General features: G+C 62.3%; 16 protein-coding genes and 1 tRNA gene. 12 read left to right on the top strand and 5 right to left on the bottom strand.

Features of this window, described 5'->3' with window-relative positions; genetic code table 11:
• Positions 1–14 precede the first annotated feature (14 nt).
• The 11 genes from ABSY17_RS14755 (at position 15) to ABSY17_RS14705 (ending at position 6489) form a co-directional block, all read left to right on the top strand.
• Positions 15–554 carry a phage major tail tube protein gene (locus tag ABSY17_RS14755; RefSeq protein ID WP_378952052.1) on the top strand — a complete coding sequence of 180 codons (540 nt, stop codon included), beginning with the start codon at positions 15–17 and terminating at the stop codon, positions 552–554.
• An 8-nt stretch (positions 555–562) separates the two neighbouring features.
• Positions 563–922 (top strand): hypothetical protein, encoded by a 360-nt coding sequence (locus tag ABSY17_RS14750; protein ID WP_378952049.1) that lies wholly within the window; start codon positions 563–565, stop codon positions 920–922.
• A 381-nt stretch (positions 923–1303) separates the two neighbouring features.
• Positions 1304–3187 (top strand): hypothetical protein, encoded by a 1884-nt coding sequence (locus ABSY17_RS14745; RefSeq protein ID WP_378952046.1) that lies wholly within the window; start codon positions 1304–1306, stop codon positions 3185–3187.
• A complete protein-coding gene (locus ABSY17_RS14740) occupies positions 3184–3606 on the top strand; it encodes a phage tail protein (RefSeq protein WP_378952043.1) in 423 nt (140 codons plus the stop codon). The genes ABSY17_RS14745 and ABSY17_RS14740 overlap by 4 nt, the downstream gene beginning before the upstream one ends.
• A complete protein-coding gene (locus ABSY17_RS14735) occupies positions 3603–3836 on the top strand; it encodes a tail protein X (RefSeq protein ID WP_195432377.1) in 234 nt (77 codons plus the stop codon). The genes ABSY17_RS14740 and ABSY17_RS14735 overlap by 4 nt, the downstream gene beginning before the upstream one ends.
• 3 nt (positions 3837–3839) lie before the next feature.
• The gene (locus ABSY17_RS14730) at positions 3840–4853 is read left to right on the top strand and encodes a phage late control D family protein (RefSeq protein ID WP_378952040.1); all 1014 of its coding nucleotides are present in this window, start codon (positions 3840–3842) and stop codon (positions 4851–4853) included.
• Positions 4854–4883: 30 nt separating this feature from the next.
• Positions 4884–5387, top strand: coding sequence for a M15 family metallopeptidase (locus ABSY17_RS14725; protein WP_378952037.1), 504 nt, complete (start codon positions 4884–4886; stop codon positions 5385–5387).
• Complete coding sequence (locus tag ABSY17_RS14720; protein WP_378952034.1) at positions 5387–5830, top strand: hypothetical protein; 444 nt, start codon at positions 5387–5389, stop codon at positions 5828–5830. Before ABSY17_RS14725 ends, ABSY17_RS14720 begins: the two co-directional genes overlap by 1 nt.
• Before the next feature lie 25 nt (positions 5831–5855).
• Positions 5856–6002 (top strand): hypothetical protein, encoded by a 147-nt coding sequence (locus ABSY17_RS14715; RefSeq protein WP_378952031.1) that lies wholly within the window; start codon positions 5856–5858, stop codon positions 6000–6002.
• Entirely contained in the window at positions 5999–6322 is a 324-nt protein-coding gene (locus ABSY17_RS14710) for a hypothetical protein (protein WP_378952029.1), read from the top strand. Before ABSY17_RS14715 ends, ABSY17_RS14710 begins: the two co-directional genes overlap by 4 nt.
• A complete protein-coding gene (locus ABSY17_RS14705; RefSeq protein ID WP_378952026.1) occupies positions 6319–6489 on the top strand; it encodes a hypothetical protein in 171 nt (56 codons plus the stop codon). The genes ABSY17_RS14710 and ABSY17_RS14705 overlap by 4 nt, the downstream gene beginning before the upstream one ends.
• 353 nt (positions 6490–6842) lie before the next feature.
• Here ABSY17_RS14705 and ABSY17_RS14700 read toward each other — a convergent pair.
• A tRNA-Leu gene (locus tag ABSY17_RS14700) sits at positions 6843–6927 on the bottom strand.
• A 343-nt stretch (positions 6928–7270) separates the two neighbouring features.
• Between ABSY17_RS14700 and tig the strand changes: the two genes are divergently transcribed.
• Entirely contained in the window at positions 7271–8737 is a 1467-nt protein-coding gene (tig, locus tag ABSY17_RS14695; protein ID WP_378952706.1) for a trigger factor, read from the top strand.
• A 108-nt stretch (positions 8738–8845) separates the two neighbouring features.
• On the opposite strand, the gene radC is transcribed toward tig, so the two are convergent.
• The 4 genes from radC to ABSY17_RS14675 all read right to left on the bottom strand — a co-directional run bounded on the left by radC (position 8846) and on the right by ABSY17_RS14675 (position 12381).
• Positions 8846–9595, bottom strand: coding sequence for a DNA repair protein RadC (radC, locus tag ABSY17_RS14690; protein WP_378952023.1), 750 nt, complete (start codon positions 9593–9595; stop codon positions 8846–8848).
• Positions 9596–9642: 47 nt separating this feature from the next.
• A complete protein-coding gene (gene map, locus ABSY17_RS14685) occupies positions 9643–10470 on the bottom strand; it encodes a type I methionyl aminopeptidase (RefSeq protein WP_378952020.1) in 828 nt (275 codons plus the stop codon).
• Between the two features lie 140 nt (positions 10471–10610).
• A complete protein-coding gene (locus ABSY17_RS14680; protein WP_378952017.1) occupies positions 10611–11336 on the bottom strand; it encodes an SH3 domain-containing protein in 726 nt (241 codons plus the stop codon).
• Between the two features lie 145 nt (positions 11337–11481).
• Positions 11482–12381 carry a hypothetical protein gene (locus ABSY17_RS14675; protein ID WP_378952014.1) on the bottom strand — a complete coding sequence of 300 codons (900 nt, stop codon included), beginning with the start codon at positions 12379–12381 and terminating at the stop codon, positions 11482–11484.
• Positions 12382–12667 lie beyond the last annotated feature (286 nt).

Below are 12667 nucleotides of genomic sequence, written 5' to 3'. Positions count from 1 at the left end.
TGGGAGACCAGAAAATGTCCTCACCCCTCTACAACCTCGACGCTGCGAACATGTTTGTTGGCGACGATGACCCCGGGGAATCGCTCTACACCATCCTTAAGAGCGTCAAGTTCTTCGGGCTCGAGGAGGCAACCAAGGATCATCTTGGCGGCGGCGCCGTCACCAACATCAAGCTGGGCATGCGGGCGTATACGCTTTCGCCGATCGCGTTCACGCTTGAGGGCCTGGCGCCAAATGTCCAGAAGCGCATCATGCCGGTCGGTGCGCAGCGGATCAAATACACGATCCGCGGCAACGTTCGCGACATTCGTTCTCACGACGATATCCCCCTCCGGTGCGTCGTTGAAGGTCGCATGACCAAAGCTGAGATCTCCGAATTCGAGCGCGATAAGGGCGTGTCGTCCAGCTACGAGATCAACGAGATGCTCTTCTACCACCTGCACCTTGGGGCGGAAGAGAAGTTCTATTTCGACTACTGGGCCGGTCCGAACGGCCTGCGCATCGACGGCGTTCCCGTGCTGCAAGGCATGGCTCGCAATCTCGGCCTGGCGTGAGGTGATCCATGACTGACCAGCCCGAAACCACGGCGCCTGCGGAAACCTCGCAGGCGCGTATCATCAGCACTAAGGTCCGCAGTGCCACGGTTCCACTCGATTATGAGGTCGAGTTCGGCGGCAAGGTCTGGACGGAGATCACGGTCCGCCGCGTCACCGGCAAGGAAGTCCAGGGCTACATCGACGCGCTGGCAAGGGGAGAGAATATCGCCCCTCCGATGTTCGAGTGCCCGCTTGAGGTCTACGATGCCTTGGACGATGACGACCGCATGGCCGTGGAGGAGGCCGCCCTCCCTTTCTTGCCCCGCCGTTTGAAGGCGGCGGCAGGGTCTTCCCCTCAGAGTGGATCGGCTACGTCGGCCTCGTAGCCCACACCTTCTCCACACCGATTCCTCAGGTGCTCGAAATGGAGTGGCTGCGAATCCTTGATTTCTACTGCGGCGCGCTGGCGCTGCAGCGGGACAAGGCCAGCTTCCAAGCCCGCCTGTTCGGCTCAAAACTAGGGTAATCCAATGGCACGCACGCTAGTCGGTCGCCTTCAGCTCGTCGTCGAAGCGATGGGCTTGGGTGAGGCGAAAAAGGTTGGCGACACCATCCGTGACATCGAGGCGACCGCCAAGCGGCTGTCCTCGGCGTCGTGGGGTGTCGGCTTTCAGCGCCAGATCGAAAAGCTTGGCCTCGGCGCCCGGCAGATCGACGATATCCGCCGGTCATGGGAACGGCTCGAACGGGACATGTCGTCCCGCGGATTGTCCAAGGCACTCCAGAAGAGCGAGATCGCGGCGTGGAAGACGGCCACGCTGGGGCACTTCGCGTCGGTACGTGCCGGCATGCGGGAGACCGAGGCCGAGGCCAAGCGCATCGGTCGCGGCATCCAGGCCGCCATGAAGCCGGCCTACCTGCTACTCGGCGGCTATACCGGAACGTACATCGGCAGCATGGCCGGCCGGGAGGCGCTGATTGCGGCATCTGAAGGCCGCCGCGTTCAGGCTGAGGCGAAATACTCCGGCCTGTCCGAAGGCGAGCGAGGCAGGATCAATAGCCAGTCCGACTACCTCTCTGGCAAGTACCGCCTGTCAAAGTCCCAGATTTTCGAGGTCATGAAAGAGGCGTCGCTGTCGATGCCATCGACTGACGCCGCTCTGGCGGTTTCGGAAAAGATGGCCCAGGCATTCCTCATCCTCTCGAACGCCATGGGGTCTGAAGGGGCGATCTCGGGCCTGCGTCAGTTCAACAAGGCAATGGACAACATCGAGAAGGTCACGCCGGAGGAGTATACGAATTACCTCGAGAACTTCATGAAGGCCCAGCAGGTCGCCGGCATGGATATCGACCCCGGCGCCTACGCGCAGGCGATCAAATATGCCCGCTCCTCCGGTAAGGTCTACGGCGACGACTTCATGTCGAAGTGGCTGCCTTTCCTGATCGCCGAGACGGGCGGCTCCGACGCCGGTACGCAGATCCGCGCTGCCTTCGACCAGTTCATCGTCGGCCGCGCGTCGAAGAAGGCGATCAAGGCGCAGGAGGAGTACGGCATCCGCAGCTCTGACGGCCAGCTGATCGGAGGCGATAAGGCCTTCACAAACAACCCGATCAAGTGGGTGAAGGAACATCTGCTGCCTCAACTGGTGAAGGCCGGCGTGGACATGTCGGACGAGACCGCTGTCGCCAAGGTGCTCGGTGAGGTAACGAACAACCGTCTGTCGTCCGACCTGCTGAGCCGCATCGTCTTCTCGTTCGACCAGTATCAGCGCCTCGTCGAGCAGCGCTTACCTAACGCGGCCGGCCTTGATGCGGCCGGTCAGGTGCAGGGCGATAACCCGTTCGCGGCCTGGCAGGGCTTCAAAGACAGCCTCAAGAACCTGTCCGATGCCCTTATGCCCATGGAGCAAATCAGCTCCGGCCTGAATGTCTTCGCCGACACGATCAATAGATTCCAGCAGGCGGTGCGCGACGGCGATCCGAAGGTGGCCACTGGCCTCGCCGTTGCGGGGGTTGGCGCCGCTGGATTCGGTGCATGGAAGGTCGCATCCGCGATCTGGGGCCTGATCACTGCCGGGACGAACCTCAACATCGCGGCGGCCGCGCTGCAGGCCGCTGCTGTGGCTCAGGGGGGCGCCGGCGTGCTGGACAATGTTGGCGGCGGCAAAGGCAAGAAGCCGGGCGCCGGGTTCGCCGGTTGGCTGGCTTGGGCCGGTAGTCGTGCTCCGCTCTTATCGACGCTCTTCCTATCCGGCGACACGCCCGGTGGTGGCACCTGGCGCGACGACCCAAGGTCGGCGACGTTCCTCGCCAACCAGCGTATCGCGGCGAGCAAGTCAGGCATCGAGGAGCGCGAACGAGACAGCAGCCTGGACGGTGCGATGATTTCTGGTGGTCCGAACAGGGCAGGTGGAATTCACAGCGTCCTCAACGGCGACGATGCGATTGGCCGGATGCTGGCGGGCATGGATGCACTCGCCAAGTCATCTGCCGCCCCGACGGTCGACTCGAGCTCGATCGACGCGGCAATTGCAAAGGCGCAGCAGCTGCTAAGCGTGCTGCGCAGCGCCGCCAACTCCGCGGCCTCGGCCGGCTCCAGCGTCGACAAGGAAATGCGCCGGACCTATTCGGACTATGGGGTGACGCCTTGATCGCGCTGATGTCTCTGGGGCCAGTGGTCTTCGACCTGGTCACCAACCTCGACGCCACCGAAGGCGAGGCGAACACGTCGTTTGCCAAGCACGACGTCATTGGCGCGGCGCCGATCTATGAGGAGACCGGTGACGAGGACGCCCCGATTACGTTGAACGGGGTGATCCACCCCTCGCACTTCGGTGGCCTCGGGTCGCTCGCCGCACTCGAGGCGGCACGTGCGGCCAAGATCCCGCTGCCGCTGATGCGTGGCGACTTCATCCCGCTCGGCTGGGTGCTTATCCAAGGTTTGGCGGAGAAGTCTGCCTATTTGGATCACCACGGCGTCGGTCGGGAGATCCGGTTCACCGTCAACCTGTTGCGGGTCGGCTCACCTAGCGCCGGCATGGCTGCATCCATCCTGAGGCTGTTCCTGTGACTGAGAAGTACGTGACCGAGACCGTCAAGACCGAGCACATGACGCTGTCGCAGCTGGTTTGGCGCATGTTCGGCCGTCAGCCCGCCGGATACGTCGAGCGGGTGCTCGCCTTCAACCAGGATCTCGCTTTGCAGTCGCCGTACCTTACCGTCGGTTCGGTGGTGAAGCTGCCGATCGAGAACATCGAGGCGGACACGCGCCGGCGCGATGTCGTCAGGCTGACGGACTAGCTCATGTTCATCAAGGGCAGTTACAAGGTCACGATCGACGGTCGGGACGTCACCAGCCGTTTGCGTCCGCTCTTGAAGGATCTCTGTATCGAGCGGGCCGCCGGCGAGGCTGCCGACAGCCTCGACCTGACGCTCGCTGATCCCTATGGCGGCATCGTGATGCCGCGCGATCGCGCCCCGGTCGAAGTGGAGCTCAACGGGCAGTGGGGGTTCATTGGCTTCATCTCGGAGGTCTGTTGCTCGATCAGCAAGCAGGAAGGCCGCGAAATCCGGGTCTCGGCCAGTTCCGTAGACCAAGGCGGCAAGGCCAAGCAGCCGTCGCTTCGGCACAAGGACAACGCCATGCTGGGCGCCGTGGCCGCTGAGTGGGGCGAGAAGGCCGGCCTGCAGGTGCAGGTGCTCGGTTCGCTCGCATCGATCCAGCGGCCTTACTGGATCCAGCAGAACGAGAGCTTCATTTCGTGGGGGCAGCGCACCGCCCGAGAGGTTGGCGGCACCTTCAAGATCCTCGGCACCCGCGCTTTTATCTCGCCGCGGAACGAGGGGATCTCGGCATCAGGCCGCCCGCTCACACCCATCCACGTCCGCGTGGGCGATAACTTCATCGACGGCTCTATCACACCTGTAATTGGCCGACCGAAGTTCTCGAACGTAACGCTGTCCTACTTCGATCGCGGGAAGGGCGAGCGGGTCGAGGTGGACGTCGACACTGGGATCGACGGTGTGGACGCCAAGCTGCGCGCTCTGGTCACCGTCGCCAACGAGGACCAGGCGAAGACCAAAGGCGGCGCAGTCGGCAAGGAATCAGATCGGGAGAAGGGGCAGGGCGACGTCACTATCATCGGCGACGCCATTGCCGAGCCGGAAGCCGAGTGCATCGTTTCGGGCTGGCGGCCCGGGGCGGACGGGGCCTACCAGATCCATTCGGTCTCGCACAAGGTCTCCAAGCAGGGCGGTTTCACGACATCGCTTGGACTGCGGCAGCCGAAGGGCGGCGCCGGCAAGGACGCTCGCTAGGCGGGCAAATTCCCACATCGGAGAAACGATATGAACGCCTGGCCCAAGCAGAGCGAGTGCGACGCATTTTATGGCAACCCCCGCGGTCCAGATGGATCCGCGTCGGCCAAATGGGAGGCCGAGAATCTCGTCTACATCGCCGCATTCGATCTGCCGTTCATAATCTATTACGACGGCAAGCCGGTCACGCGGGTTCGCGTCCACAAGAAGGTGAAGGACGCATTCCTGCGCGTGCTCAACCGGATCTGGGAAGCCTCCGGAAAGAGCCAAGCCAAGGTCGACGAGTGGGGCATTTCCAAGTACGCCGGGTGTTATGAGTACCGCAAGAAGCGGTCGGGCACGACCCTGTCGATGCACTCGTATGCGTGCGCCTTCGACTTCGACCCTGCGAACAATGGCTTCCGCGACCCTACGCCGCGCTTTGCTGACTACCCGGAGGTGATCAAGGCTTTCGCCGCCGAGGGTGCCGTCTGGGGCGGCGACTGGAAGACCAACTGCGACGGCATGCACTGGCAGTTCGCGCGGGTCGGCTGATGTTCGGGTTCTTCGACTGGATCAAGATGGGCGCCGCCGGCGCGCTCGTCCTCATGGCGGCGCTGGCGTTTGACCGTTGGATCGACGACCCGTTGGTCTTCGCAGCTGGCAAGGATGCCGGCGCCATCACAGAGAGGCAGGCTTGGGAAGAGGCGCGCCGGCGTCTCGAGGCCAAGAGGGCCGAGGACAAGCGAATAGCTCAGGCAAAGATCGACGCCGCCGAACGCGCATACTTCCGCGAGCGCATCGGGGACGTCGTTCGCATGACGGCGCTGGATCAGGAAATCAGGAAGGCGGCGGCAGATGGTTCGACGGCATGTAGCGATGGCTCTTCTGCTCCTCCTGCCTTCACTCGCGGCGTGTCGCGCGCACTCAACGCGATTGGTCGACGTGGACCTGTCGCCGGCGGTGACGCCGCAGTCGGCCAGGCAACCGTGCGCTGAGGTCGTCGACATTCCGGATCGCGACTTGTCCAGCGTGGAGAGCGCGCCGCTCTGGGGCACCGATCGGCAGAACCTCGGCGAATGTGCCGCGCGCAACCGCGTGCTGGTGACCGCTATCGAAGCGTTGGAAAAGCAGGGCGGCGGCCCGCATTCGAGGGGGGGAGCAGAATGAGCTTGTGGGAATGGTTCTCTACCGGCAAGGGGGAGCTGCTCCAGGCCGGCTTCCTTGGGTCCGTCGTCGCTGCCGTGATGGAGTGGAACGGGGTGATCCCTGCACTGCGCAAGATCATCGTCGGGACGATCTGCGCCCTTCACCTCTCGCCCGTCGCCCTACCGTTGCTTGCCTGGGCGCTGGGTAACCTGCAGGTTCCTCAGGAGAACGCCGCCGGCCTCAGCGGGTTCTTGATGGGGGTCACTGGTATCATTGTGATCGAGATCATCCTGAAAGCGTTTCGCCTGCGTCGTGACGACATGCGGAGGAGCTCGGAATGATGCTGACAGGCAAGCATATCGCCAAGGCGGCCAGGTGCCAGCGCGCGCCGGCGCTGGCCGCTCTCTGCATCGCCATTGGCTATGTGATTGCCCTTGCGATCTTTACGGCGGAGAGGGACAGTCCTGAGTTCAAGGATCGACACACGACGATTTTCTATCCCGGCTAGACGCCGGCACCCCCAATTTTGCGCCCGCTGCCCTTCGGGGTGGCGGGCGCTTTTTTGCGTTTACGGGCCAAGTATCTCGGTCAGCTTCTGGGGTCACTCGGTGGCTGGAGGGACGCGGCGTTCTCCATGGCGACCAGCAGTGCGGTTCCGATATGATACGCAAGCAATTGGTCGCCGGCGGACTCGGCCCTGCGCTCGGCCTCGGTCAGCCTGCCCGATCGATGGGTCAAAGCTTACGCGACTCACAGTCACTTGGGTTGTTTATCGATGCGCACTTTGCGCCCCAATGGGCGCCTTTTTCGGAGCCACTCTTCGAAAAATTATTCAATAATAACAGCTTACATCTGGAATTGTGGTGCGGATGATAGGAGTCGAACCTACACGCCTCTCGGCACTGGAACCTAAATCCAGGGCGTCTACCAGTTCCGCCACATCCGCATGGACCTGCCAATCCCACGCTGCCATCGTTCTGTCAATCTCACGGCTGAAATCAGCAGAACAGGTGGAAACCGCGAAGATGGTTGAAAATTCGCCTCGCCTGTGACAAAAGGCCAGTCGAATATGACGGTACGCAAGAATCCGTCTCTGAAAGTTACGATAAGAAGTAGGAATAACAACAACTTATCGCGATTTTTGGAGGGCGGCGGGAGAAACGGACCGCTGATGGCGGACCCCAGGAACCGAATTGCGAACTTGAAGCCATCCCCGGCAAACGAATTCCGGCAGGCTTGACGGCAAAGGACCGTCAAGACGCGCCACACCTGAAAACAAAGGTTTGATGATGCAGGTCACCGAAACGCTCAATTCCGGTCTCAAGCGCGAGATCAAGGTAACGGTCCCGGCTGGCGACATGGAAGCCCGACTCGTGAAGCGGCTTTCGGATGCCAAGGACAAGGTCCGTATCAACGGCTTCCGCCCCGGCAAGGTGCCCCTGCAGCATATGCGCAAGGTCTATGGCAAGTCGTTCATGGCCGAAGTGGTCAATGAGATCCTGACCGATTCGACCCGCTCGATCATCTCGGAGCGTGGCGAGAAGGCTGCGATGCAGCCCGACGTTGTGATGACCGAGGACGAGAAGGAAGCCGAGAAGATCCTCGCCGGCGGTGCCGACTTCGAATTCAGCCTGAGCTACGAAGTCATCCCGGCGATCGAGATCAAGGACTTCTCCGACATCAAGGTTTCGCGCCCGGTCTACGACGTTCCGGAAAGCGAGATCGACGAGCAGGTCAAGCGCATCGCCGAATCGGCGCGTTCTTATGAAGAAAAGAAGGGCAAGGCCGCCGAAGGGGACCGCGTCACCATCGACTATGTCGGCAAGATCGACGGCGTCGCCTTCGACGGTGGCACGGGCTCCGACCAGCCGCTGGTGCTCGGCTCGAAGGAATTCATCCCCGGCTTCGAGGAGCAATTGGTCGGCACCAAGGCCGGCGACGAGAAGCTGGTTACCGTGACTTTCCCGGAAAACTACCAGGCCTCGCATCTGGCCGGCAAGGAAGCGACCTTCGACGTCACCGTCAAGGAAGTCGCGGCTCCTGGCGAGCTGGAAGTCAACGACGAGACCGCCAAGAACCTCGGCCTCGAGTCGCTCGAGAAGCTGCGCGAGATCGTCCGCGGCCAGATCGAGAACCAATTCGGTGCGATGACGCGCCAGAAGGTCAAGCGCCAGTTGCTCGACCAGCTTGACGCGACCTACAAGTTCGAGGCGCCGTCGAAGCTCGTCGAAGCCGAGTTCAACAACATCTGGAGCCAGGTCACCCGCGATTTGGAAATCGCCGGCCGCACCTTCGCCGACGAAGAGACGACGGAAGAGGACGCCCGCGCCGAGTACCTGCGTCTGGCGGAGCGCCGCGTGCGCCTCGGTCTGGTGCTCGCCGAGATCGGTGAGAAGGCTGGCGTCACGGTTACCGACGAAGAGCTGCAGCGCGGCCTGTTCGATACGGTTCGCCGCTATCCGGCCAGCCAGCAGCAGGAAGTGTTCGATTTCTACCGCAACAATCCGTCGGCGCTGGTCAACCTGCGCGCGCCGCTGTTCGAGGAGAAGGTAGTCGATCACCTGCTGTCGCAGATCTCCGTCACCGACAACAAGGTGACCAAGGAAGAACTGCTCGCCGAAGACGAGGACGAGGCTTCCGCTGAAAAGCCGGCCAAGAAGGCATCGGCCAAGAAGGCTGAAAAGGCCGAGGGTGAAGAGCCCAAGAAGAAGGCCGCCCCGAAGAAGAAGGCCGCCAAGGAAGGCGACGCCGAGTAAGGCATCGCGCTATCTATCGAATGAAAAAGGCCGCTGGTTCATCCGGCGGCCTTTTTGATTCTGGCCGGATTTTGAAAGTGAGTGAGGCGGGACGCGATTGCACCGCGCTCATATCAGCAGCAGCCCCTTCATGCTGGCATAGCCCTTCTTGCCGATGATGATGTGGTCGTGGACGGAAATGCCGAGCGGTTTGGCGACATCGACAATCGTCTTGGTCATGTCGATGTCGGCGCGCGAGGGCGTCGGATCGCCCGAGGGGTGATTGTGGACGAGGATGAGCGCGGTCGCCGACAGTTCCAGCGCGCGCTTGATGACCTCGCGCGGATAGACGGGCGTATGGTCGACCGTGCCGGTCTGCTGCACCTCGTCGGCGATCAGCACGTTTTTCTTGTCGAGGAAAAGGATGCGGAACTGCTCGCGTGCCTCGAAGGCCATCGCCGCGCGGCAATAGTCGAGTACCTGGTTCCATGACGACAAGACTTCGCGGCCGCTGATTTCGCCGCGCGCCATCCGCTTGGCCGAGGCCGCGATGATCTTGAGATCGAGCGCGACTGCCGGGCCGATGCCCTTGACCTCCTGCAGAAGATTGACCGGCGCGCCAAGTATCTCGGCCAGCGTGCCGAAGCGGGCAAGCAGCGCCTTCGCCACCGGTTTGGTGTCCGAGCGCGGGATCAGCCTGAAAAGCAGCAGTTCGAGCAGTTCATAGTCGGCGAGCGCATCGCCGGCTGCCGAGAAGCGTTCGCGGAGCCGATCGCGATGTCCGAGATAGTGCGGCTTCTCACGCACAGTGTCGCGCTTGACGGGCAGCATTGGCTGCTCGCCGAAGAAACCGCGCTCGTCGTGGTCGTTGCTCGCCATTCCCGCCGGTATCGCCCCCGCTGGCTTCTCCACCAGCGGCAACGATCTTATGCGGACAGGCCGGGTCGGTCGAGCCCCTTGGGCGAGAGCGTGAAGATCTCGCAGCCGGTGGCCGTCACGCCGACGGTATGCTCATACTGCGCCGAAAGCGAACGGTCGCGGGTGACCGCCGTCCAGCCGTCGGACAGCACCTTCACATGCGGTCGGCCAAGATTGATCATCGGCTCGATGGTGAAGATCATGCCCTCACGCATCTCGACGCCCTCGTTGACGTTGCCGTAGTGCAGGATGTTCGGTGCGTCGTGGAACAGCGCGCCGACACCATGGCCGCAGAAATCGCGAACGACCGAGCAGCGCTCGCCCTCGGCATAGGACTGGATGGCCGCGCCGATCGCACCCGTGCGCGCGCCTGGCCGCACCGCGGCGATGCCGCGCTCCAGGCACTCATAGGTGACTTCGAGCAGGCGCTCGGCGGCGCGCTTGATGGTGCCGACCGGATACATGCGGCTCGAATCGCCGTGCCAGCCGTCGAGGATGTAAGTCACGTCGATATTGACGACGTCGCCGTCCTTGAGCGGCTTGTTGTCGGGGATGCCGTGGCAGACGACGTGATTGATCGAGGTACAGCACGACTTGGTGTAGCCGCGATAATTCAGCGTCGCGGGCATCGCGCCATGGTCCATGCCGAACTCGAAAACGAAGCGGTCGATGGATTCGGTGGTGACGCCGGGCGCCACGCGGTCGACCAGTTCATCGAGGCATTGCGCCGTGAGCGCGCAGGCCTTGCGCATGCCTTCGAAGGCTTCCGCGCCATAGAGGCGGATCTGGCCTGTATTCCTGAGGGGCGCCGTGTCGGCGTCGAGATAGCTGACCATGGATTTCTGCCGGGTGTTTTCGGGGTATGCGCAGGAACTGCGAACTGTTGCCGCAGATTTGGCACCTGACGCATCCGGATTCAACCCGCAAAGGTCGATCCGCGCCAAAATGCGCGGGCTGCGCGTCGAAATCTGCTCGTTCAGCCGGGTGAAGCCGGCCTTGCCGGCTCGGCCAGCACTTCCTTGGGGCGAGGGGCCGTTGGATCCGCCGGCCGCAGCGTGTTGTCTTGCAGCCAGCCCTTGCGTCCCGATGCCGACACCAGCGTCCACTTTCCGTCGCGCGCGAAGATGCGCACGCTCTCGCCCTGCTTGAGGCTGTGGATCACCGGGGCGGCAGCATTCGGTCGCTGGCGCAGATAGACGCTGGTGCTGGTGTAGAGCACGTTGAGGTGCGGAACGGCATCGCTCGTCGTGTTTGTGGCTGTGCGCTTTGCCGGGGCCTCAGGGGTGCCAGCCTTGGGGCGTGGCGCCGGTGTCGGTGCTTGGCTGATCGATGCGGTGGCGATCTCGGCGGACGGCTTGCGTGGGCCGCCTTCGCTGTTGGTGCGCGGGGTGGCTTTTGTGACCGCGATCGGCTTCTGCGCTGCGGCAACGGGCCTTGGCGTGACCTTCGCGAGCTTTGCGGGTTCGATGTCGACCTTCGGTCGCGTCACCGCAACATCCGGCCGCGGCGCGACATTGGCCTTCGGCCGGGCTATCGCCGCCTCGGTGCGTGGTGCGGTTTCGGGCCTGGGACGGTGTGCTGTCCTCGCCGGGCGGTCATCGAGTCGCGCCTTGTTCGGCACTTCCTGCGTCATGGCCCAAGCACCCGCCGCGAGCGCGCCGAGCACCAGCCATCTCAACTTCGGAAGGGCGAATCCAGACATGGGTTGAGTCTGGACTTCAGAGCTTAAAACCGCGTTGACGGGGTATCCGTCGGCGCACGGATGCAAACCTGCGCGCATCTTTGGGCAGCAAAAAGGGGGCGCGCGGCCCCCTTGGTCGTGAAGATGTCGTGGAGACAATGAATGCTCAGTCGAGCACTTCGCCGTAGGCTGCAGCGCGGAACGGCGTGATCGGCGTCTGGAAGGGATTGAATGTATCCTTCGCCGTGGTCGCCCCACCAAACGCATAGGATACGCCGAGCCGGAAGCTGTGCTCAAAGGCACTGTCTTCGGTGTTCGCTTCGAACTTGCGGTACTCGTAGCCGGCGGTGCCAAACAACGGCATCGTGTCGGTCAATTTGAGCGCGCCCTTGAGGCCGACTGTCCAATATTTGCCGGAATCGTCTTCGTCCTCGTAGTCCTTCGGCGCGCGGCCATAACCGCCGTCGAGTGCCAACGCGAAGTTTTCGGACACGCCATAGATCATGCCAAGCTTGCCGAAGGTCCCGGTGAAGCCGCTGTCCTCCTCGTTGACACGGATGTCGGCGCGGCCGATCTGGCCGAACACGGTGGCCGAGCCGAAGTCGAACGATGCTTGTGCGCCAGCCACATAGGGCGTGCCGTTCTTGTTCTCGTGCCTTTCGTTGTTGGTCCCGCCGACACCGCCGAACACGCCTAGCGCTACTGCGCCAGAGCGATAGTTCAAGCTGGCGCCGACGACGCCTGCGTTGCTCGGCTGATAGTTCCTGAAATCATCAGGTTCATCGATGCGCAAATATTCGCCTTGTGCATCCAGGCCGACGAAGAAACCGCTGCCGACGTCGATATGGGCGAAAGCCGAGCCATAGATACCATAATCGGTATCACTGCGCGGATAGTCGGTCTGGTTGTAGTGATTGGCCCAGCCGCCGATTTCGAAAGCACCTTTGATACGGCTTTCGGCCGCGACAGGCTCTAATACTTCTTGTGATACTGCGTCGGCGGCATGAGCCGTCACCGAACAAGCAAATGCCAACGCGGCGCTTGCCAGCGCTAACTGATATTTCATGAACGTCTTCCCAAGCCAATATACGGGTCAGTGTTCAGCCAAGCTGAAACTGCCACGCATCTCCCACCTTGGGGCTCGGTTGTTTCCGATTCTTCGTTTCCACGATCGGAGCCGAGTCCCTAAGGCGGGGACGTCTAGCAAGGGTCAATTTCGTTTCAAATGGCGTGGCAGCTTCTGGTTGTGCAATTTGTTTCCTTGTTGCAAATCAGCAACAAATCGCCTGTCTTTGATCTGTCGCATGAGGGGCGATGACTTCTTGGTGTCTTGTGGCGATCTGATGAGCGTT

The organism is Mesorhizobium sp. ANAO-SY3R2 (genome assembly GCF_042466635.1).
In the GTDB taxonomy this organism is placed as follows: domain Bacteria; phylum Pseudomonadota; class Alphaproteobacteria; order Rhizobiales; family Rhizobiaceae; genus Aminobacter.
The sequence above is the reverse complement of the archived record's forward strand: the minus strand, read 5'-3'. Positions and strand labels throughout refer to the sequence as shown.